We start from the raw sequence: 22678 nt of genomic DNA, 5'->3' as shown, positions 1-22678 counted from the left end.
AGAGGTGAGGGGTATTGTTTGGATTAAGCCGTGATTTTGTACAGCAGGATGGCATCTCGATGCTGCTCAGCAAGCCCGGAGGTCTGAAGCCGGTTGAGCTCAACATGGTTCAGGCCCAGATGCTGATGAATTCCGGAATTCCCCAACATCTGCGGCTGCAGCTCAGGGAAATAGATTTGGAGGTAACGTTGGAATATTCGCTGTCCCGCAGGAAAATGCTCAGTCATCTACTGAAGGGTGAGAAGCTCGGCATGACTGATTTTTTTGGACTGCTGCTGCAGATTGCTTCAGGGATGGAGGAAGGGCGACTGTACATGCTGCAGGCAGAGCAGTATGCGCTGCATGAGGACTATATTTTTATCGATGGTCCGCTGCAAGGCGGCAAAGTATACCTCACTTACCTACCTATCCAATCGGCAGACGTTTCGGTAAATACAGGGAGTGCGCTAAAAACATTGATTATGGCGCTTATGGCGTCTGTTAGAGAGCTGTCTGGTGACGGGGTTCAGAGGCTGCTGCAATATTGTGGGGAAGAGGGTTTCACTCCGGGGGGACTAAAGGAGTTGCTGGCTGAGCTGTTGACAGAAGGTGAAGGGACACAATGGCATACGGATACTGCCAGACCCACATCAAATACCCGTGTGCCTGATGTGCATGTATCTGCTGCAGAACGGAGTATACAGGGAAGAAGCGGCGCGGTGTATGGCATTGCTCCCGTTGGTGCTGAGTTGCGCAGGCCGGATCTGAGCTTCGGAAATGTGGCTGCAGAATCCCCCAAGCCGGCTTCAGGGCTGAGCGGTTATCCGCGGCTTAAGCTCAAAGAGGAACAGCTGCAGTTGCAGCCGGATGATAGGGATCTTGAGAGCAATACAGCTTCTGATTCCTCTGCCTACAGAACCTATGCGATGCTGGGCGGTGTTTTGGCTGATGCGGTACTGTGGAAGTTTCTATATTTGAATCATCCCAAACCGCTTTGGATGGCCATCTGTGTACTAATGACACTCCTATTAGGTATATTCTGCTGGCTGGTGTGGAGTAGAAGACTGATTTTGGGTGGTTCGAAGGAAGAAGAAGGGGTAGAGAGCGAAATTACGGCTAAGGGCTGGAGGAATTCAAAAGAGTTGGAATGGGATTTTGGCCGAAGTACTGTAGTTCCTCCCAATGGATCCGCTGCTCCAGGGGTACCCTTGCCGGCACGGAATATGGATACGGCTACCCACACTGACCTTCAAAATACAGTGATGAAAGCCGAATTGCCGGAACGTAGTCTAATCCAACCACCTATTCCAAAGCCTGCAATGTTTGTAGAAGCTACAGCACTGCTGCAGCATGAGCATCCCTCTAAAAAGGAACAGGAGCAGGAAGGAAGGCTGCGGGGAGCGCCCTATCTTGAAAGAATTCAGGAAAATGCAGGCGGAATTCCTGAGAAAATCGAACTGAACCGTCCCAGCTTTCTTATTGGCCGGTCCCCTGATGTAGCCCAATATGTAGAGAAATCCGAGGGGGTCTCGAGAGTGCATGCAGAGATTTCCAAGAGCGCAGGAGGGTATATCCTGAAGGATCTGGATTCCAGAAACGGAACAATGTTTCAAGGAGAGGCCATGATTCCCTACAAGGAGTATCCGCTGACTGAGGGAGCAATGTTTACCATAGTTAAAGGTTGCTACACCTTCCGGTCCGCTTGAGAGGGGAGCAGACGTTTATTCCGATTTCAGATGTTCCAATGAAGATTGCAAGGCAGGGTAAGTAAAAACAAATCCGTGTTCCAAGGCTTTGGTAGGGAGTACCTTCTGCCCTTCCAGTAAGATTTCCGACAGCTCGCCGACGGCAGTCTTCAGCAGAAATGCCGGGATGGGGAACCAGTGCGGACGATGGTAAACCTTGCCGATCATTTTGCCAAAAGCCTCATTGGTAACAGGGTGCGGGGTAGTGGCATTAACAGGACCTTCAATTCCGGGAGTTTGAACGCAGAAATCGATCAACCGGACAATATCTGTGAGATCAATCCAGGATAGCCACTGCTGTCCACTGCCGATTTTACCGCCGAAGCCGAGCATGTAGGGCAGCTTCATTTTGGGGAAAGCGCCGCTTTCGTTGCCCAGCACTACTCCTGTGCGCAGCTTTACCACTCTTACGTTCTTATAAGCTTCGTCCGCAGCCGCTTCCCAAGCCTTAACAACCTCGGACGGAAAGTCCATGACATGGGCTGGTGAGTTCTCGTCATACGTATCCTGCAGTGATGTGCCATAGATAGCTACTGCTGAAGATTGGATAACCACCGCAGGCTTATTTTGCAGAGCATTCAACAGTTTGGCTACCGCTGAAACGGTTTCAAGACGTGACTGCATAATGGCCTTCTTGCCGCTTGGACTCCAGCGCTGACTGAGCGAGGAACCGGCAAGATTGACTAGAGCATCTGCACCTTCAGCTAGCTCAGGATTTGAGGTCAGATTGTTCCAGGTGAGGAAGCTAAGGCTTGGATGGGCAGCGGTTTGGGATTCAGGCTTTTTGCGGCCGACAACGATGATCTGATGCCCGGCCTGCAGCCAGTATTCAGTAAGCTCGCGTCCGATAAATCCGCTGCCGCCGCAGATTACGTATTTCATACAATCGCTCCTTCAATTACTTGATCAGATGCTGGTAAGGAGAGTAGTCAATGCCGTTCTTTTCAAGGAAGCTGATGAGAAAACGGTTGTCGCGCCGTGGTGTAGCTACTATATAACCTCTGATACAATGCTCGCGTGTGACTTCCGGCGCCTGACTCTCCACAGCGATCCTGCCGATCTCGGCAGCTATGGAGTGCTTGGCGATATCGCGGAAGGGACCCGGCACAGGCTGGACAAGCTGATCCAGGAAAGCCTTCATTTCGTCGCTCCACAGAGGACGGCTGCGCTCGACCCAATAATTTTGCCAGTCCAGCTTAGATTTGCCATCGGCTTTGGGCAATACTTTGAGGAATTTGCGGAACATGAAATAGCCGCCGATGCACATGCAGCCCAGCAGCAAAAAAGTCCAAAATGCGATGGAGTTCATAAACCAATTGCTTGGTGCTGCGGATAACAAGCTTAAGCCTGATTTAAATGACATGATTACACCGCCTTTGACAATGATGATTGTCACAAACTTCATTCTCATTTAAAGTATAGCGTATTTCCATAGTTTTGCGAAGCGGAAGCAGACACATGGAGCTTGCCTAGATTTATTTTCCCGATCACGGTAGAATAAGGGTTAATTCGTGAAGGAAAGAGGGAAAAAAGCATGCTGAAAATAGGTTCACATGTGTCCTGTGCGGACAAGGGTCTCCTGAGTGCGGCCAATGAAGCCAATGAGTACGGATCGACCTCATTTATGATATATACAGGTGCGCCGCAGAACACGCGCCGCAAACCGATTGAATCGATGTATCCCTCTGAGGGCAAGCTGGCGATGAAGGAGAACGGTGTGGAAGAAATTGTAGTCCATGCCCCCTATATCATCAACTTGGGTTCCTATAAGGAAAGCACGTTTCAATTGGCTGTTGATTTTCTGCAGGAGGAAATCCGCCGTACCCATGCGCTTGAGGTGAAACATATTGTACTCCATCCGGGAGCATACACAGACAAGGATGCTGAATATGGCGTGCAGCGGATTGCTGATGGCCTGAATGAGGTGCTTGGCGGTACTAACGAGACGGAAGTGCATATTGCACTCGAAACGATGGCCGGTAAAGGAACAGAGGTGGGCCGCAGCTTCGAGGAAATCGCCTCGATTATCGACAAAGTCACACATAACGAGCGGCTGTCCATCTGTCTGGATACCTGTCACATTCATGATGCCGGATACGATATTGTCGGCGACCTGGATGGTGTGCTTCAGCAATTTGACCGGATCATTGGCCTGAATCGGCTGGGTGTCATCCATATTAACGACAGTAAAAATCCGCGCGGGGCAGGCAAAGACCGCCATACTCCTATTGGCTCAGGATATATAGGCTTTGAGACTATCAACAAGGTAGTTCATCACGAAGCTCTTGCAGGTCTGCCATTCATTCTGGAGACGCCTTGGATCGGAAAAGATCCGAAGACACTACGTCCAATGTATGAAGTGGAAATTGCCTTGCTGCGCGGGAATGTAGCTGAACGGTTTGGAGCAGAGTTTCTGAATGAGGTTGAGCAGCTGCAAGCTTTTTTTGCCAAACAGGAGCTTGATCCCCGCCAGTATGTGCTGAATGTATGGGAATTGCTGAAGAACGATGCCAAAGCCAAAAAGGCTGATCCGCGTGAGCCGCTGGAACGTCTGTACGATACGGTTGCCGAGGCCCAGTTATTTTCACAGCTAAGCGAGGAAGCCATCAATCAGAGGCTTATTGCCTGGCTTGCAGGCAAGCAACTCTTAGTGAATGCTTAAGTCAACCTATAGATTACGCAACGTAGATGAGAGGATGGAAAGAGAATTATGGAGTTGCATGTGAAAAGAGATCATTCGTCAAGCGGACAATACCCGGACCGGGCACGCATGCTCATCTCCTGTCCGGATGGTCCGGGAATTGTAGCCGCAGTATCGCATTTTCTGTACCAGCATGGCGCAAACATTGTTCAATCGGATCAATACACCATGGACCCGGATGGCGGAATGTTTTTTATGAGAGTGGAGTTTGATCTGCCCAAGCTGGATGAGCGGATTGATGAGGTGCGTTCCATCTTCGGCGGGGTTGCTGAACGGTTCAAGATGGACTGGCAAATTTTTAGTGTTAGCCACAAGAAGCGGCTGGCTATCTTTGTGTCCAAAGAGGACCATTGTCTGGTGGAATTGCTCTGGCAGTGGCAGGCAGGGGATCTCGATGCAGATATCGCACTGGTTGTCAGCAACCACACGGATATGCAGGCCTATGTGGAATCCTTCGGCATCCCATTTCATCATATTCCGGTCACAGCAGACACCAAAGCGGAAGCGGAGCAACGCCAGCTTGAGGTCATCGGGGATGATATTGACGTGATTATTTTGGCGCGTTACATGCAGATTATCTCACCGTCGTTCATAGAACATTACCGCCACCGGATCATTAATATTCATCATTCGTTCCTTCCTGCATTCGTTGGGGGCAAGCCCTATGCACAGGCCTATCAGCGTGGGGTCAAAATCATCGGCGCAACCGCCCACTATGTTACTGAAGAGCTGGACGGTGGTCCGATTATTGAGCAGGACGTGCAGCGGGTCAGCCATAGTGATGACGTGAATGAACTGAAACGTATCGGACGCACCATTGAGCGGGTTGTTCTGGCCCGGGCGGTCAAATGGCATATCGAAGACAGAATCCTTGTCCACCATAATAAGACAGTAGTATTTAATTAATGGCTTTACTCCGGTGAATATCAGCAGCCTTGCCTGCATATGGGCAATGTCTGCGGTTCACCGGATTCCTTCTCCGGCCGGGAACTCACTCCCGCAGTTAACCTCAAGCTTAGAAACCCCACATTGATAATCTAATACTTTTCTCAACTATCACAGGTGAAAAAGCATTTTACCGACATTTTGGCGCACTATGCCAAAGTGTATTTTGTCATGTTCACTATTGCATTAATAAGGGGGTAAGAAGTATGGCTTCACAACGGGGACATTTGTTAAGACGCAATTATTTGTTGGCTATTCTCATTTTGGTTATTGGCTTCGGTGGTCTGCTTGGCTACGATCTTTACTTCAAGCCATACGTCCTGTCGCAGACTGTAGTGAAGATCAAAGTGGCTCAAGACAGCTTTTTGCCGAAAAATTATGAACTTAAGCCAGGCGATCTTTATCTGGATTCTGTCCAGACCAAGGACATTCCTTCAGGGGTAATCACGGATATCAGCCAGGTGGAGCACAAGATTACTAATGTGAATCTGACGAACGGAAGTATTCTGACGGCATCTCTTGTGGATGTCAGTGATCTGGAGCCGCAGCAGGACGAGGGGATTTTTCCGATTCCCAAGGAAGCGATCTATGCGATTAACGGTTCACTGCGCAGCAGAGACAAGGTGGATATTTATCTGGTCGAAGGGGACACGGCGAACCCCGCCCGGCGAAGCGGCTACGAATCAACAGCTGCGAGTAGTGAAATCTCAGGAACAGCTGGTTCAACAACGGGGATAGGAGACAAAGACTCAGAGCCTTCCGTACCCCCGCGCAGGGTGTTTCTCACCGGTGTGACTGTTAATTATGTGAGAACTGAGGACAACAACGATGTCCAGGATTCCGATAACGGCAACACGAACAACCGCTTCACCTCGACCGGCAAAGTGGCAACACCTGAACTAAAGCTGAAAAAAAGTGACGGTGAACGGCTTGGGCAATATTTGGAGCAAGGTAAAAAGCTGTGGATTGTGCGCGTTGAGTAAGAAGGAAGGAGGAGGATGAAATGAAAATATTCAGTTATGGGATGGATCAGCTTACCATCAATGAGATTAAGCTTGCGGGGTTTACGGTAGTTACGCAAAATGTCCTGCCTGAGCCTTCCCAGACTCAAGGGCAACTGCTGATGGTTACAAGCGAACAGGTGCCCTTTTCAGGCTTAAGTGAACTGCGGCAGGGATATCCGGGCTCCTCCATATTATATATTTACCGGCAAAAGGGGGTGAGGAGCTATCAGGCGATTCATATGTTATGTGAAAGTCTGGGGATCTTCTTCATCCCGCCACGGGCGACCACTTCGGCGATTGTGGACAAGCTTCGCTTCATTCTGGAGGAGGAGCGCGAAGGGAGCGGCAATCTTGTCGGATTTTTCGGCTCTGGCCCAGGCATCGGCTGTACAAGTATAGCCAAACTCTTTGCCCGGCGGATTGCTGCTGCGGGACAACGTGTGATTCTGCTCGGACTTGATCTGTATGATCCCGGATTCGACCGTAAGACGGCCATCAGCCTCGACCGGCTTCGTCCCCGGTTGACTGGTAAAATGCTGCAGGCAGCGGATTTTGATGGATTGGTTAAACAGGAGGGTTACGCCTATCTGCCAGGTAATTTTGATTATTTAAGTGTTCAGGATTATCTGGAAGAGGAGATTGAATATCTGCTTGCCCAAGCTGTGGAGAATGCCGATGTGGTGATTGCTGACTTTGGGTCTATTCCAGAGAGTGCGGCATGGTATGTGGGGATGCACAAATCCGCTTTGCGCATGATGGTTACGCATCCGAAGCATGAGTACCGCCTTCAGCCCCTTATGGAGCTTGCCGGCCATATGGACTTGCATCCGCAGGATTTTCAGTGGATCATCAACCGCAGCAATGTAGAGGAAATGAGCTCATCCAAGAATCTGGCGCTCCGCTTCGGCAGTGAGATTTTGCTTGAATTGCCCTATTACCAGCCACTTCAGGACAGTCTTCCACTCGGCAAAAGAGAGCTGCAGCAGGTGGACGACAAGGTTCACGCATTGCTCGTCTCAATCGGCCTGGCACCGGAAACACGAAAGAAGGGGATCTTTCAATGATTGAATACCGGGATGAGGCGTGGTTGGAGAAGCGGAGCGAAGCACAGCCGCAGGTTCATGTTCGGGGGATTGACACGGATCTTGAACAGGTTCATAAGGCGGTTTGGCTGCCGAATCCTCAGGACAACCGCAGGCTGTTCTCCCTGAAGCGAAGTGTGCTGAGTATCAGCAAGCCGGGCAAGGAGGAATTTTACGGGTTTCTGCAAAAAATGAAAAGCGACATGAACGCCGAACTGGAGCGTGAGGATGATGGCTACTTTGAGCTTAATGCAAAGGCACTGATCGGTGATCCGCAGGCCGTCAGCTTTTTCATGAATGAGATTGAGAAATATCTGCGCAAAACACCGTTTACCGGCAAAGTGCCGGAAGCATACGGAACAGCAGCAGAGGCGCTGTTTCACGAATGGAAGGGATTTGGACCCGCTTACCGCTGGTTCACTGACCGGGCCTATAGCGAATCTACCGGGCTGCAGATGATTGGACGGCAGATATTTTACAACCATCATGGGAAGTTTGTGGTGTATCCCTATGAGATGCCTTCGCTGGACCGGGTAGAACAGCTCAAACGCTCCTTGCTGAAAAGCGATCCCAATAAAAAACTCAACAAGGATAACCCTTCAGTTGAATTCAAAATGGATGATCCCCTCTGGCCCGGCCGCTTCATCCGGCTCGCGATCTGGGTGTCGCCCAGAGTGTGGGAAGGCTTCACCACGATCTCGCTGCGGCGGCAGGTGGTAGAGTTCCTGGATCTTGAAGATCAAGCCGGCACTGAATGTATTCCCGCAGAAGCCATTGAGTTGATCCGCGCACTGTCAGGTACATTCCGAAATACCATTATCGCCGGTGCGGTTGGATCAGGAAAAACCACCTTTGCCAACACGATTGTCGGTGAGCAGTTACTCGGTTCTTCTTCCTGCATGGGGGTTGTGATGATCGAGAAGCATCCGGAGTCGATTCTACCGTATCAGATCAAAGGACACCGGATTATTCCGATTCAGGCAGCCAACGAGGAATTGATGGAGGTGGGGGTGGAGTCGCTGCGGCATGATCCTAACATTCTCTATATGACAGAGATGCGTTACAACGAATGGGAGTTTTATCTGTGGAGCGGCGAAAAGGGCTATGACGGGATTACGGGAACCTTTCATACAGTGGATTCGGAGGATATTCCATATCAGGGTGCATTTGCGGTATCCACAAGGATCGGCGGGAGCCTGAAGGGGCATCTGATCTCTGCGCTCAAGTCCTGTGAACTGGTGTTTATTCTGGAAAGTGTAGCTGACGGCAAAAAGCGGCTGGCGCGGATCTCCGAGGTTTATTATGACGAAGCCGCCAACTCTGTATTCGCCAATGATCTGATGCGTTGGGAAGATGAACAGTCCGCATGGAGTTATAATGACAAGCTGACGACTGGCCTGATGCGGAAGATGAAGAAGAAAAATCCGCGTGCATCACGGGTGCTTTTGCAAGAGCTTGGGCATCTGGCTGCGCTGAAACCGATGGACGGGCCACTGAAAGAGAGTCTCAAGTCAAAGATTGTCCTGAACGAATGAAATGAGGGGGAGAGCTTGTGGAACTGCTGCTATATGTGCTTCAGGTTGCCTTTCATTTATTGATTGCCGGTGGTCTGTGGCTACTAGTAAAGCCGCTCATTGAGAGGCATTTAAGGCAGTTTGGACAAAAGATCGACCAGCATATGAGCCTGCGGATCAGTCTTTTTGGTAAAAAGGTCAGCACGAATACAAAGCGGAGGTGGCTGTACCGGCATTTGGATGATCTGCTCTACTTTTCTAAGCGTAAGTATGAGCCGGGAATTAGTGTCACGCGTTTTGCGATTCGCACGTTGTTTCTCTTCAGCGCAGTGTTTCTCTCCGGATTGCTGACCCTAACTGAGCTGCCTGGGCATTTGAGTCTCAACAATCCGTTTTTGGAGGGCATCAGCTTCGATGATCGGATTCCGGTTCAAGGAAGTTGGCGCTTTCCGCTCTTTGTTGCAGTTATTGCAGCCAGTATTCCCTATTTGCGGACGAGATACCTCTATGCGCAGCGCAAGGTACGTGGAAGCTACGATCTACTGGATGTCATCAAAATTGCGACCAAATTCACTCATCTGTCGGTAGACTCGATTTTAACCAAAACCGCTGAACTTTTAACGAAAGATAATGTGCTGAAAACTCCGCTGAGACTGCTGGGAGCCTCCTTCTCCAACTATAGCAATGAGCGGGAGCTGACACGTGAGGCAGAACGCTTTGCGGGGGCAATTGGTACTACCTTTGCGGTGGAATTTGTCTCGGATTTGCTCTACTGCGAGAAAGAAGGGACCCGATATCTGAAGAACACACTTATGATGCTTAGCCGTTCTATGGAGCAGCAGCGGGAGACTATTCTGACCGTGAAGGCGGGCAGCAGGGATGCGATCAGTCTGGGGCTGTACGGTAATCTGGTGGTTCTTGTGTCTTCTGTGGGAACGTTTATCTACATGCTGAAGCCGGATGTTTATTTAAAATTGCAGTTTCAGACTACGGTTGGATTAACCTTTTTGATGGTTATTATTGCCGGGCTGTTCATCTCTTTCATGATCAGTACCATACTCGCCAGGCCAAAGCTGGACTACCACTGAGGTGATGAATTGAATTATGGATAGACTTTTACTTTTGATTGCCGTACTGGGAATTGCATATCTCTCGTTGCTGGTTTTTGTGAGCAGCAGCACCAGACAGGAGCGTTATCTTCTTCAGGTGGGTAGCAGGTGGAGGTTGTTTGGGGAGCGGATGCATAATGAGCGGCTGCAGCGGCTTCTGAATAACAGCGGTCTGGCCATTTCCGCAAGCAAAATTACACTGTTCCGTTATTCGGCCGCACTGATCTACATGCTTGTTCAGATTGCTGGCGACTTTCTGCGCTCGGAGCCGTTTTCCCTATATGATCTGCTTGTTGCTGTTCTGATCCTGGTGATCACCAGTCCCTTAAGATATCTTCCGCTAGGGTGGTTGCTAGCCTGGCTGCATCAAAAGACACTTATTCAAAAAGACGGCGAATTAATCTCCTTCATACGTCTCTATGAGAATAACCGGCTGCGCAAGCGGGGCTACATGCAGTTTGGAGCTTTTTGCGCCGGGACGGCCGGACATTTCAACTACATTCGTCAGGATCTGTATGAGCTGTCTGAGCGGGCAGTAGACGAGGGGACCGAACGGGCAATTGAATGGTTCTGCGGCAAATTCCCGGACAACCACGCTTTTATCAACGATATCCGCTCTATTCTGCTCGCTACAGAAGGGATGGACGACGATACGGAAGCTGCTAATTATTTGCGGGAGCAAGGCAGGATCATTTCCAAGATCTCCAGTGATCAATATTTGAAAAAATGGTCATTCATCGGAGATATCTCCACCATCATCAACGTGATTCCTTCCATCGCTACCTTTCTGATGATAGTGTCGCTGGCAATGCAGTACATTTTGCTGATCAAAGGGAATTTCAATGGGGTGGGGATGTTTCAGTGATTTTGCGGTCCAGCATCCATGAATTGCATCGAATGAAATTTTTGTTAAGATCTCAAACTGGCTAAGCTGCTTGATTTTTCTCCTTGAGATCGCAACAATAAATGTCCAACTAACGCGGTCCAGCATCCATGAATTGCATCGAATGAAATTTTTGTTATATTCAAGAATCTTTTAAAAATATAAAATGAATAGGGAGATATTAACAATGAAAAAAGACGCCATTTCTACTGGATTGTTCATCGCTATCGGATTCCTGTGTGTTGCCATCGTAATTGCCATTTTGATTCCAGTTGTTCGGGATGTCATTAACGCCACAGACGACAACAGACCGACAATACCGGGTGTAACTATGGTTCAACCGATAGAGTCCGGACCATCAGCTATACTTGCTCAGACCCAGTCCCATATTTCGGTCTAATCACGATGAAGAAGGATTCCATCTCAGTCGCAATGTTTCTGGCCATCGGGTTTGTAATTGCGGGCATGTTCATCGCAGTGGCAACGAATATTATCGGCAGCAGTCAAGATGATATCATCACACACACCAAACAAGTCGAGCAGTATTAATAGGGGGCGTAAGCATTGAAGGCTACCGTTCTCCGGGCATTATTCTTGTGGCTTGTATTGTTCATTATCCTGCAGCCGATCTTCACTTACATTGATTATCTGCTCGATTTGCAGGTCAAGGCTAATACCTCCTATATTACGCAAAAAGCGGCAACGGAGGGGATGGTTACAGCTTCAATGAAAAGTGAAGTCATCTCTAATCTGATGGCAGTTGGGTTTCCTGAAGGTTCTATTCAAATCACAAGCAGAACAGACACCGTACAGGAACGCAAACAGCGGATGGATGTATACATCTCAGCACCGCGGATGAATCTGTTTCCCTATAATTTTTCTGGCACGGCCCAGCCTACACGTTATTATGGCCACGGGTCGATCATGAGTGAGTATCTCGACTGATTGAGGGATGAAGCTAATCTATGGATTATATTATCAAGCTGGCGTTTGTATTGCTCATCTTTATTTACTCCTGGTTTTTTCAGATTCAGAATCAGGAATGGGACACGCTGCGCAGCATGTTGAAGGATGCCAATAACATTGCCGTTCATGACGCCTCACAGGAACTGAATGAATCCGCCCGTGCACAAGGACGTCTGATTATTGATCCTGTTGAAGCTCTTGCGACCTTCCGACAATCTCTGCAGGCTAATCTTGGGCTGGATGACGACCTGTCTCCTATAACGGGCAGTCGTCTCCAAACCCAAGTAAGAATCGTAAAGTTCGATATTATCGATCAATCCAGTGGAGTTACCTTTCCTTTTCTCTACGAAGACAGCAACTATGGCATCACCAAATACATACAAGGCCCTTCCGTTGTTGCCGTCATTGAGACGGCCCATCCAGTGCTGATCTCCCGTGCGAAAGTGCAGGAGGCCATTGTTGTACCAGCTGTACAGGAGTATAAGATGAATGATTAATCAAACCAAACAAATAGGGGGATTTTGAAAATGAAAAAAACAATGATGAAAGCAGCTTTGGCAGCTACAATGTTAGCCGGTGCGGTGGTAGGGCAGGGGAGCGTACATCATGTGGATGCGGCGACAAGTTCTGCGGCAGCACCAGTTATGACGGATAACTTGGCGAAATACGGATTGAAGAAAGCCATGAACCTGCCGGTTACGCTTGAGTCGGAGGGATTAAGTTACACGCTTCATAAGATTATGATTTATGATTTCAAGTCGGCTGAGGTTAAGAATTTGCAGAAGCTGTATGGGTTTCAGAATTCCACACCAATTTTAGGGTTTCCTAAATATTTTATTTGGACTAAGGTAACTATTCAGAACAATACTAAAAAGACAATGATTGGAGGAGGGAAAGATATTTTGAGAACAATTCCTTTCACTTTTCAAACAGGGAAGATTTCAGATACACTTTGGCCACAAAAACTTGCAGAAAAAACGAATAGTACGGATGCATTATGGACCTATAAACTTAAGCCTGGCGAAAAAATAACTTCTTATCTTGCATATGCCTATAATGAACGTTTTGATTATTTTGCAATTCGTATGCTTTATGGAAAAAACTTCGTTGAAAAGTATGTAGTTCCCGAATGAGAAAAACAATTATCTTTGTGTTGATTTTTATCTTGTTAACGACCACTCTGACTCAGACGAAAGCAGTGGAAGCAGCAGAAGTAAAAAGTGCAACGATCGCCATTCCGGCAAATACAGGATTGATCGGGGATGATAACTCAGCTAAATCGTATAGTTTGGAATTGCCCAGTGGGGTAGCGGCTGCATCTATTAATGTCAGTACCTTAAAATATACAGGCAACAATACATTGAATGGAAATATTGTACTAGAAAACGGGAAAATTAAATTAAAATTAAACGGTATTACTACTACGAAAACGCTAACCAACCTTGAAGGATATCAAGCTTCATATGAGGCATACTTTCATACCAACCCGAGTAACTCTATATGGCGATACTCTGATGGAAGACACTGGCAAGTCAATGAATACAATGAAGCAACAGATGGTATGAAAACGTATGATAAACCTGCAGAGGATAGTGCCACACCCTCAGCATATCCGCCTAGAACCGTTGTTTCGGCTGCTCCTGCTCAGGATATTACGTATCTCAAATGGTACGACGGGGCACAGACAAATATTATTGATTCTAAATATATTGTCCCTAATACAATTACACCACATTATAATTCAAGTATGTCCTCAAATTATATTAAAGAGATTCCAAAATTTAAAAATGGTAAGGTCATTGTGAATTACGCTATTCCTTTTTATGTAGATCCACAAGGAGTGCAGCAACAACAAACTTATGATAATCAAGATGCTGATTCCTCCCATCCTCTTGTTGGTTACGCACAAGGAAGAAAGTATATGGTCGATGTTTATTACTACTATACTGCCGAAGCCAAAGTCCCCACCTACAGCTACAGCGGCAGCGTATCCTTTAACTATACTCCAATCACCGAACCAACCCTAGACGGCCGGGTATCCGTTGTTCAGCCAAGCCCGAATCCTGCGAGAGATGAGGGAAAGGACATTCCGGTTACGCTGAAGATAACCGGTGATCTGCTGGCCTACACGGATAACTCTAACATCATGGAGTGGGTATTCTACGCCAAGGAATCGGACTCTTCAGCGGTCAGCACCAAGAAGGACGGCACTAAGGTATTAACCAGTTCAAGGTCGTTTGATAATTTCATCATTCCGAAGGCGAAGTTTGCTGGAGGCGACTTTGAACAGGAATATACGGTAACGGTCACCGTTCGTTTCTCAAAACCAGTGATTACGTCTGCTGGGAGCATTACCTCACTGAGTAAAACAATGAAAGCAAGGGTGGGTGTTTCTAAAACCCCAGCAAATAATCCGCCACCTTCCGGTAGTAATAAGCCGCCTGTAGCAGTATTGGATATACCGGATTCCGTGATGGCCGGAGAAGAGTTTTTGGTATATGGTAAGCTTTCATATGACCCGGATGGTAGAATTGAAAATTACAAATATGCTACGCCTGGAGCCATAGATACGGTTACGGGGGAATATGGATTCACCTGGTATCCACTATCTGAGGTAGGGAACCGGAAGTCGATCAATCTGCGTGTCACAGACAACGATGGTCTATCTGCATCCACATCTGCCAAATTGGAGGTCAATGCTCCCATACCAAGGGCAGCGATAACCATCCTGGGGACTAAGAAGGAAAACCGTAAAGTTACCCTACATAATGCCAGCCATAATCCGGCCGAACACTTTCCGATTGTCGATGAGAAAACAAGATTTACCATCGAAGCGGTTTCAGGTGGAACAGCAGCGGACATCAAGTATAGTGGAACGCTGAATGGTACAGACGACAAAGATGTAGTGTTCAAAAAGGCGGGAACCTACAAAGCTACGATTTATGTCGAGAATAATGTGGGGTATTCGGATGTGGCAAGTATTACTTTTGATATTGTTCCGGATGAACCTCCGGTCGTATATTTTGCGGCGCCAAGCAAGATATTCCGCGATCCGGCGAACGGGAATATAGCTCCGGCATCGTTAATCGATATGTCGTTTTCACCGGATTATGATTTTATCGGCCACCGGAAATGGGAATATCGCTATGATGCAGAGAATGATGGAGACTTTTCGACTAACGCCTGGACTACATTTAGTGATGCAAATCTCAGTACGTTAACATTGTCGCTTACCAGAGTCGGGAAGTATGAAGTAAGACTTACTGCCACTGAAGAGTTTGATCAACCCACCATTGATGAATTTGTAACAGCGGCAGATCGGAGATCGATAAATTCCTATAACAGCGTTCCTGCACAGCCGTTAGCCGAACGAGTAATTGAAGTCTATAACCGTGCTCCTGTAGTGGATTGGACGTGGTAGAGCCCAGAAGAATAAGAACGAAAAACGATTATGTTTCACGTTCTGATGTGGTAGGGGGAAACAAATGAAATTTTACATGAAAATAGCGTTAACCTTAGTACTAATCGCTGCAGCTTTGCTCTGGGTTAATATAATACCTAATAAAGCTTTAGCAGCAGGCGAAATTATTGAATTCAACGAGTATACTTCTCCAGCAAGAAGCTATGTTGCATCACGCCCGCCTGCGAACTATCCTGATGATCCTGATTGGTACGCAAGCACAACGTACGTGGATATGCCATCGAACACTTTTAACGTAAAGTGGAATCAGGTAACACATTTTTTATATGTTGACATGAGCAACAGCTATTTACCAACAAGGTGGGATAGCTACCGAGAACCACTTGGAAATAGTCCTAAACTTCCCAGCAAGGATAGAGCATATCATGGACATAATATGATATGGAGCCAGTCCTTAGAGATAGTTTATAAGGATGGTACAGCTGAAACTCTTGTGGGTGTAGCGGGAGGTGGTGGGGGAATAGCGTTTACTAATTGGAATTTGTCTGGGTACGCCAATGGTATGGTATCATCGTATCTAAAAGATCACCCACTGAGTTATAGCCCATATGTTATGTATCCGAACCCTTCTTATGGCGGTTATTGGGATATTTATAATCGACGTTCCATCATTCCACATTCAGAATATATTCAATATTCCTATCCTGATAAAGTTCCTGCCTATTTAAGATTGAGAGTAGACCTTACTGAAACCTATGAAACGTTTGACGTATGGAACTTTCATGGCACTGATCATTACCCATATACAATTTCAGATGTACAGATAATTCCACTCACCACGAACAAGAAACCCAATATCACACTTACTTCTCAACCTAACCAGACGGTGATGAACGATCCGGGATTCAGTACTTTTAACGTGGAAGGGTACGTACAGGATGTGGATAATGACACCGTGGACGTCATTGCGGAGATCCCTAACGTGTTCTACAAAAAGATCTCTGTACCTAGTACAGGCTCCCCGAAAAACTTCAGCATTCCTATTGATGTGCTCAGCGATGGGATTCCACCGGGAAACTATACGGTCAATGTGAAAGTGGTCGATCCCTTTAATTTTTATGCGGAAGCGTCAACTTCTTTTTCGGTAACGAACCGGTTAAGGAATAAAGCCTTTTTCTTGATTAATAGTCCGATTGATATAGGGACTTCCTATTCAGACTATGAAAATGACAGCAAATACGCCGAGCGTTACCGATATGATCAGGACCCATCACTATTCGATAATTCCATGGGAATGATCCCGGACTGCGGACTATGGCGCAGTAGCAAGTATCCGTCTTTCTCCTATACTGGAGCGTATACAGCGATCTTTCAGGCCAGGGACAATCCGGATGCGGACAACCGGCTGGATGCCTACCGTCTTTGGAGTCGGGATAACCTGTCGAGCATGACCTTTATGATTCACCGCAAGCCAGTCGCCTTATTTACGGCCAAGCTGGTGAATGGCTCGCTGCAGCTCACAGACAATTCTTACGATCTGGATCATACGACTAGCCCTACGAAGGGGCTAATCACCTGGCAGTGGCAATGGCGAAAGATTGGAGATCAAGTGTGGACCGAGGGCCAGCCCCCAGCGCAGCTGCGGACAACCAATCCGTATGAGATCCGGCTGCGAGTTAGGGATATGGATGGTTCCAACGGTATTGGGGTGTGGAGTGACTGGATGAAGCAGACTGTAGGCAGTCCAAGCAATCTACCCCCGGTCGCCCTGTTTACCGTTGATCCGCTGAACGTCTCTTACCGAAAGACGGCTACGGTTACGGATAAGTCGTTTGACCCGGACAATGATCCGCTGGACATCTATAGCTGGTCTATCGTGAAGGATGGATGGAATCAAGTGTGGTCCTCCTACGGTGGTGTCGTTGCTCCTCCGAATGTGGCTTTATATGGAGTTGGTTCATATCAGATTAATTTACAGGTGCACGATAACCGCGGGCTTTGGTCAGGGGTGTACAGCCAAACCGTACAGGTAATCAATCACCCACCGAATGCAAGCTTTACGATGCCTAACGAGGTATATCGAGACACGGTTATTACCCCAACCAACCTTACCCCAGATCCGGATGAAGACGGGGATAGCCTGCAATATGGTTGGTATACACGCCTGAACAGCGACCCTTACAACTGGGCGGGGAGCAAGCGTACGCAGCCCTTTACAATCAGTAATGTTATGGCGAATTATGGAATTTCCGCTAAAAAAGCGATTTCGGACGGCTGGGAAATGAGGCTGAACGTTACCGATGGAAGTTTGACATCCTATGCGACTCAGCTTTTCAGTGTAAAAAACCATATTCCAACGGCTGCGATTACCGGACCCTCAGTCGTATATCAATATGACAGTCATACCTTTACATCGGCAGATGATGATGAGGACTCGGCCGACCGAAGCAGCCTGCAGTATTACTGGCGAGTTACCGGGAGTGACGGCAAAATAACGATGTTCAATACCGCTAATATTAACCAGACCTTCGATGAAGTCGGCACCTATACTCTCGAGCATTGGGTGGTTGACCAGATTGGAGACAAATCGAATATTGCAACACTCAAGGTGATGGTTACCGAAAATCTGCCGCCAAGCATGACTCTGACTTCACCTGCAGGGACGGTTAACAATCCTACAGTTATTGACGCAGAAAAAGAAGGAGATCCGCTGATCAAATGGACTTACTCTGATCCGGAAAGTGATCCGCAGGAGAACTACCGGCTTGAGTTTTTTACGAAGAATGGACTTCTGGCCAAAACCGTGGAGAATAGCGATAGTACGGGGGGAATTCGACAATATCAGCTGCCTAATCTGTCACTCGAACGATTTTTGCTCTACACGGTTCAGGGGCGCGCTTTTTCAAAGCGGAAGTGGTCGGATTTTTCGAACGAAAAAGCCTTCATCATTGATAACCCGCCGCAGCCGGGCTTTACCTTGATGACGGATACGGGCAAAAATGCAGCAGCCGGTCCTATCTACCGTACAGATGTTGTGCATATTCAGAGTACCGCGTCAGATGAAGACACAGTGAAGGGGGACAGCATCACCCATCAATATTTCCTGAAGCCTGCAGGCGGGACGGAGGGGCTGGCGAATACACAGGGTTCGTTCAGCAAGCAATTTAGCTCCAACGGCATTTTTAGTGTGCGGCAAAAGGTCACGGATTCACTTGGACTGTTCCGGGAAGAGGTACAGACGATCACGGTGGTGAATCGTATTCCTGTGGCCAATATTACGTATCCCGCTGGCACCAGTGTGGCCGATTCCGCGATTGTCAGTACGCTAACCCCCATCATCAAATGGGAGTATGAGGATGAAGATGGAGATTTGCAGCAGCGCTACAAAGTTAGGATTATTAATCTGACAACAGGGGCTGCTGAAGTTCAGTCTGGAGAGCAGGCGTTCAGCGACACGCAGTGGCAGGTACCGGCCAGCGCCTTGGTGGAGAATCAGAAGTATGCAGCAGAAGTAGAGGTATATGACGGCTTCAATTGGAGTCATATCTCTCCTCGTAAATACTTTATGGTCAATCTGCTTACAGTTACGGGTGGGGTACAGCATACAGCAGAGTGGAATGCGAACCGCCAAGCTTATAATTTGAATAAAAGCGGCAGTATAGAGAGTCCGCGAGGTTATAGTGTGTATTGGGCGGGAGAAAGTTTTGTGCTCCAGGCGAATGCAACCGGGCTGCCGGATACGATTGTTGTAGTCATGTCTGGTGGGTACACGGCGCAGCTCAGTCCTACAGACAGCAGCAAAACGCTGTGGAGGGGGGAATTGTATAATCCCGCTTTTGAAAAACTGCCGGACGGCCCAGTTACATTTACGTTTACCGCGAAGAATGAATATAATACCAAAATAGATACGGTAACTGTTACCGTGCTGGGAGACTGGACAGAATACTTTCAGAGTCACAGGGTCAAATAGAGCAGATGAGAATATACGAGTCTTAATTTGAGACGAATCATCTAATTGTGAATATTAGCTGTAAGGTATTTATTCTATGTAAGCATTAGCGTGCGGAGCGAGGACGTTCAGACAACCTCTTCCGCACGTTCATCCTGCAGCCTCATCAATCTTGCCGCAACAGAAGCGGGAACTGCAGACCCGGAGGGATGTACTCCAGAAGTATGCACTCCAGAAGGATTTACTCCAGAGGCATGTACTCCAGAAGTATGTACACCAGAAGTATGGACTGTCATTCCATGCGTTCTGCGCATATAATAGGACAGCTTGCCGCTGAAGATTTTATGAGCGTACAAGGAGTCGGCGAAATCTTCGGGAGTCACGAAGCAGGAGGGTTTGGCTACCGGATGAACGGCAGACTCTTCGAATACTGAGGCGACAAAATGGGAGCAGAAATATGCGTCTTCCCGATCGATTTTCACATTCAGCAGGACACCGATTAGGCCCAACAAATGGTATTTGTAGCGATCCTGGTGCTCCATCATACCCTTCACGTGGTTATACATTTTCTCGTATTCTGCTTTGCTCACTCTTAGCCGATAGATGGCGCAGTCCGCCCTGTTATAAAAGGGGTGGATAAAGTCTTCGCGGATCAGTCCCGCGATAAAGGGGTTATAGGCTTTTTTTCGCCCGAAGCTGTAGACCTCGCGCAGTTCACTGTCAAAGGCAATCGAAGCATGATTAAGCTCGGCTTTGGTGAACCATTTAATGAGCCCGCTAAAAGCAGTGCCTGTCCCGGTAAGCACAACGTAAATATCGTGGTTTGCTGTCATCTTCGCGATCCCTTTCTGCAGGAAATATTGGATAACTTGGTATATCCGCTCACTTCAGTGATTCCATCTTACTGTACATTCCTGCATCGTAAAACGTACTTTAGTCTAATCCCGATACTGGACCAAAGCCTAAGTCGTAAGCTGGTCTAAGGTGTGCTGCAGAACATTTGGAAGGATGCATATTCTTTTTTATATGGAATAAATTGTTTTTTGTTAAATTCATCATACTCTACTATTTACTCTAGCAGTCGTTTCTTTTCATAGGACGGCTGTTTTTGTTCTGTTGCTGTGAGGAGGGAATTGCTCCACGGGGCTCTGGAAAACTGAATAAACCGATGTATATATCCGGCTGAAGCCGCAAAATATAAGCTGTTCGAACTTAGGGTTTGCAAAAACAATTGGAAATGCTTCCACTTTAGTGATACAATAATAGTCAAAATGACATTCTTGAATTCGAGGAGGATTATTTTCATGACTGAACAGGCAAAAGAACAAGCAATCCACAAAAAAGAAAACTCCACAGTGGACAACCTGGCCATCACGACAATCCGTACGCTTGCTATCGATGCGATTGAAAAAGCAAATTCCGGACACCCGGGAATGCCGATGGGTTCAGCTCCAATGGGGTATCAGCTGTTTGCGAAGACTATGAATCATAATCCGGAGCACCCGACTTGGGTCAACCGCGACCGCTTTGTATTGTCTGCGGGACACGGTTCCATGCTGCTGTACAGCCTGCTGCACCTGAGCGGCTATGATCTTCCGATGGAAGAATTGAAGCAATTCCGCCAATGGGGCAGCCTGACACCGGGACATCCGGAGTTCGGCCATACTGCAGGTGTTGATGCTACTACCGGACCGCTGGGACAGGGTATCGGGATGGCAGTAGGGATGGCGATGGCTGAGGCTCAGCTGGGCGCTACTTACAATAAAGGTGAACACAATGTAATTGACCATTATACGTACGCAATCTGCGGTGACGGCGATCTGATGGAAGGGATTTCTTCGGAATCCGCATCGCTTGCCGGCCATTTGAAGCTTGGCAAACTGATTGTCATGTACGATTCCAATGATATCTCGCTGGACGGCAAGCTGAATCTGGCGTTCTCCGAGAATGTAGCCAAACGTTTTGATGCCTATGGCTGGCAGGTACTGCGCGTTGAAGACGGCAACGACCTTCCTGCACTGGGCAAAGCTATTAGTGAAGCACAGGCCGACAGCAGCAAGCCAACACTCATTGAAGTGAAGACGGTTATCGGCTATGGCAGTCCGAACAAACAAGGTAAAGGTGGCCACGGTGGTACTCACGGTTCCCCACTGGGAGCAGATGAAGCCAAGCTGACGAAGGATTTCTACAAATGGGTATACGAAGAAAACTTCTATGTGCCTGATGAAGTCCGTGCCCGTTTTGCTGAAGTGAAGGAAAAAGGCATTGCAGCCAACAAAGCATGGGATGAGAAATTCGCTGCCTATAAAAAAGCCTATCCAGAGCTTGCAGCACAGCTCGAAACCGCTCTGAAGGGTGAACTCCCTGAAGGTTGGGATGCAAATCTTCCGTTCTACAAAGCTGAAGACAAAGCAGTGTCCACACGTGTTGCTTCCGGTAACGCCTTGAACGGATTGACTGCTGGAGTTCCTCAGTTGGTGGGCGGTTCCGCCGACCTGGAGAGCTCGACGATGACCCATCTGAATGGTCTAGAGCAATTCACTCCGGATTCTTACGATGGCCGTAATATCTATTTTGGTGTACGCGAGTTCGGGATGGCTGCAGCGATGAACGGGATTGCACTGCACAGTGGTCTCAAAGTATTCGGCGGTACGTTCTTCGTATTCACCGACTACCTGCGTCCGGCGGTTCGTCTGGCTTCGATTATGAAGCTTCCGGTAACTTATGTGCTTACGCATGACAGTATCGCTGTTGGGGAAGACGGTCCGACGCATGAACCTATCGAGCAGCTCGCTTCCCTGCGTATCATTCCGGGCCTTACGGTGATCCGTCCGGCTGACGGCAATGAAACCTCTGCAGCTTGGGCCTATGCAATGGAAAATACTTCGAATCCGGTAGCGCTGGTGCTGACCCGCCAAAACCTGCCGATTCTCCAAGGTACTGTAGACGGAGTGCGTGATAACATCAAACGCGGCGGATACGTGGTTTCCGATTCCAAGAACGCTACACCGCAAGCACAAATTATCGCTACAGGCTCCGAGGTTCAATTGGCTGTGAAAGCACAGGCGGCGCTTGCCGAAGAAGGCATCGATGTCCGTGTCATCAGCTTGCCGAGCTGGGATCTGTTCGAGAAGCAGGATAAAGCCTACCGTGATTCCGTCATCCTGCCTGAAGTCAAAGCCCGGCTGGCGATTGAAATGGCGCAAACCTTCGGCTGGGAACGTTACACCGGCGATCAGGGTGACATCCTTGGAATTACAACGTTTGGCGCTTCCGCACCTGGCGATACTGTAATTAGAGAATACGGCTTTACGGTTGAAAATGTAGTCAGCCGCGTTAAAGCCCTGCTATAATAGACGGATTAACGACAAAGGGGAGAA

Annotated in this window: 19 protein-coding genes; 16 read left to right on the top strand and 3 right to left on the bottom strand. The window is 48.0% G+C overall.

The features are described 5' to 3' along the window. The first annotated feature begins 14 nt into the window (after positions 1-14). On the top strand, positions 15-1685 hold the full coding sequence (locus AC0MA3_RS10365; RefSeq protein WP_474656099.1) for a DUF6382 domain-containing protein: 1671 nt from the start codon (positions 15-17) through the stop codon (positions 1683-1685). Positions 1686-1700: 15 nt separating this feature from the next. On the opposite strand, the gene AC0MA3_RS10360 is transcribed toward AC0MA3_RS10365, so the two are convergent. Together AC0MA3_RS10360 and AC0MA3_RS10355 are read right to left on the bottom strand one after the other, a co-directional pair. Beyond that, the gene (locus AC0MA3_RS10360; RefSeq protein WP_474656098.1) at positions 1701-2606 is read right to left on the bottom strand and encodes a TIGR01777 family oxidoreductase; all 906 of its coding nucleotides are present in this window, start codon (positions 2604-2606) and stop codon (positions 1701-1703) included. Between the two features lie 16 nt (positions 2607-2622). Then, a complete protein-coding gene (locus tag AC0MA3_RS10355; RefSeq protein ID WP_379155877.1) occupies positions 2623-3087 on the bottom strand; it encodes a DUF2621 domain-containing protein in 465 nt (154 codons plus the stop codon). Between the two features lie 171 nt (positions 3088-3258). Between AC0MA3_RS10355 and AC0MA3_RS10350 the strand changes: the two genes are divergently transcribed. From AC0MA3_RS10350 to AC0MA3_RS10285, 14 genes are all read left to right on the top strand, one after another. Next, complete coding sequence (locus AC0MA3_RS10350) at positions 3259-4386, top strand: deoxyribonuclease IV (protein WP_474656097.1); 1128 nt, start codon at positions 3259-3261, stop codon at positions 4384-4386. A gap of 48 nt (positions 4387-4434) precedes the next feature. Further along, entirely contained in the window at positions 4435-5331 is an 897-nt protein-coding gene (gene purU, locus AC0MA3_RS10345) for a formyltetrahydrofolate deformylase (RefSeq protein WP_379155015.1), read from the top strand. 245 nt (positions 5332-5576) lie between these two features. Further along, positions 5577-6353: a CpaB family protein gene (locus tag AC0MA3_RS10340; RefSeq protein WP_474656096.1), complete on the top strand. Its 777-nt coding sequence runs from the start codon at positions 5577-5579 to the stop codon at positions 6351-6353. A gap of 20 nt (positions 6354-6373) precedes the next feature. After that, on the top strand, positions 6374-7438 hold the full coding sequence (locus AC0MA3_RS10335; RefSeq protein WP_474656095.1) for a CpaE/TadZ family protein: 1065 nt from the start codon (positions 6374-6376) through the stop codon (positions 7436-7438). Continuing rightward, entirely contained in the window at positions 7435-8991 is a 1557-nt protein-coding gene (locus AC0MA3_RS10330; protein WP_474656094.1) for a hypothetical protein, read from the top strand. Before AC0MA3_RS10335 ends, AC0MA3_RS10330 begins: the two co-directional genes overlap by 4 nt. 17 nt (positions 8992-9008) lie before the next feature. Further along, a complete protein-coding gene (locus AC0MA3_RS10325; RefSeq protein WP_474656093.1) occupies positions 9009-10058 on the top strand; it encodes a hypothetical protein in 1050 nt (349 codons plus the stop codon). 16 nt (positions 10059-10074) lie between these two features. Continuing rightward, entirely contained in the window at positions 10075-10944 is an 870-nt protein-coding gene (locus tag AC0MA3_RS10320) for a hypothetical protein (protein ID WP_474656092.1), read from the top strand. 205 nt (positions 10945-11149) lie between these two features. Next, positions 11150-11362: a hypothetical protein gene (locus tag AC0MA3_RS10315; protein ID WP_474656091.1), complete on the top strand. Its 213-nt coding sequence runs from the start codon at positions 11150-11152 to the stop codon at positions 11360-11362. A gap of 5 nt (positions 11363-11367) precedes the next feature. Further along, entirely contained in the window at positions 11368-11511 is a 144-nt protein-coding gene (locus AC0MA3_RS10310; RefSeq protein WP_379155036.1) for a hypothetical protein, read from the top strand. Positions 11512-11526: 15 nt separating this feature from the next. Beyond that, positions 11527-11907 (top strand): hypothetical protein, encoded by a 381-nt coding sequence (locus AC0MA3_RS10305; RefSeq protein WP_474656090.1) that lies wholly within the window; start codon positions 11527-11529, stop codon positions 11905-11907. A 20-nt stretch (positions 11908-11927) separates the two neighbouring features. Then, positions 11928-12425, top strand: a complete 498-nt coding sequence (locus AC0MA3_RS10300) for a hypothetical protein (protein WP_474656089.1) — start codon at positions 11928-11930, stop codon at positions 12423-12425. 30 nt (positions 12426-12455) lie between these two features. After that, on the top strand, positions 12456-13061 hold the full coding sequence (locus AC0MA3_RS10295) for a hypothetical protein (RefSeq protein WP_474656088.1): 606 nt from the start codon (positions 12456-12458) through the stop codon (positions 13059-13061). Then, positions 13058-15349, top strand: coding sequence for a hypothetical protein (locus AC0MA3_RS10290; RefSeq protein ID WP_474656087.1), 2292 nt, complete (start codon positions 13058-13060; stop codon positions 15347-15349). Before AC0MA3_RS10295 ends, AC0MA3_RS10290 begins: the two co-directional genes overlap by 4 nt. A gap of 889 nt (positions 15350-16238) precedes the next feature. Then, positions 16239-19319 (top strand): hypothetical protein, encoded by a 3081-nt coding sequence (locus tag AC0MA3_RS10285; protein WP_474656086.1) that lies wholly within the window; start codon positions 16239-16241, stop codon positions 19317-19319. A 107-nt stretch (positions 19320-19426) separates the two neighbouring features. Here the strand turns inward: AC0MA3_RS10285 and AC0MA3_RS10280 are convergent, their stop codons facing one another. Further along, complete coding sequence (locus AC0MA3_RS10280; RefSeq protein ID WP_474656085.1) at positions 19427-20131, bottom strand: hypothetical protein; 705 nt, start codon at positions 20129-20131, stop codon at positions 19427-19429. A gap of 471 nt (positions 20132-20602) precedes the next feature. Between AC0MA3_RS10280 and tkt the strand changes: the two genes are divergently transcribed. Further along, positions 20603-22651, top strand: coding sequence for a transketolase (gene tkt, locus AC0MA3_RS10275; protein ID WP_474656084.1), 2049 nt, complete (start codon positions 20603-20605; stop codon positions 22649-22651). Positions 22652-22678: the final 27 nt, after the last annotated feature.

This window comes from Paenibacillus sp. LS-5 (assembly GCF_056121505.1).
This window is presented reverse-complemented; position numbering and strand designations above follow the sequence as displayed.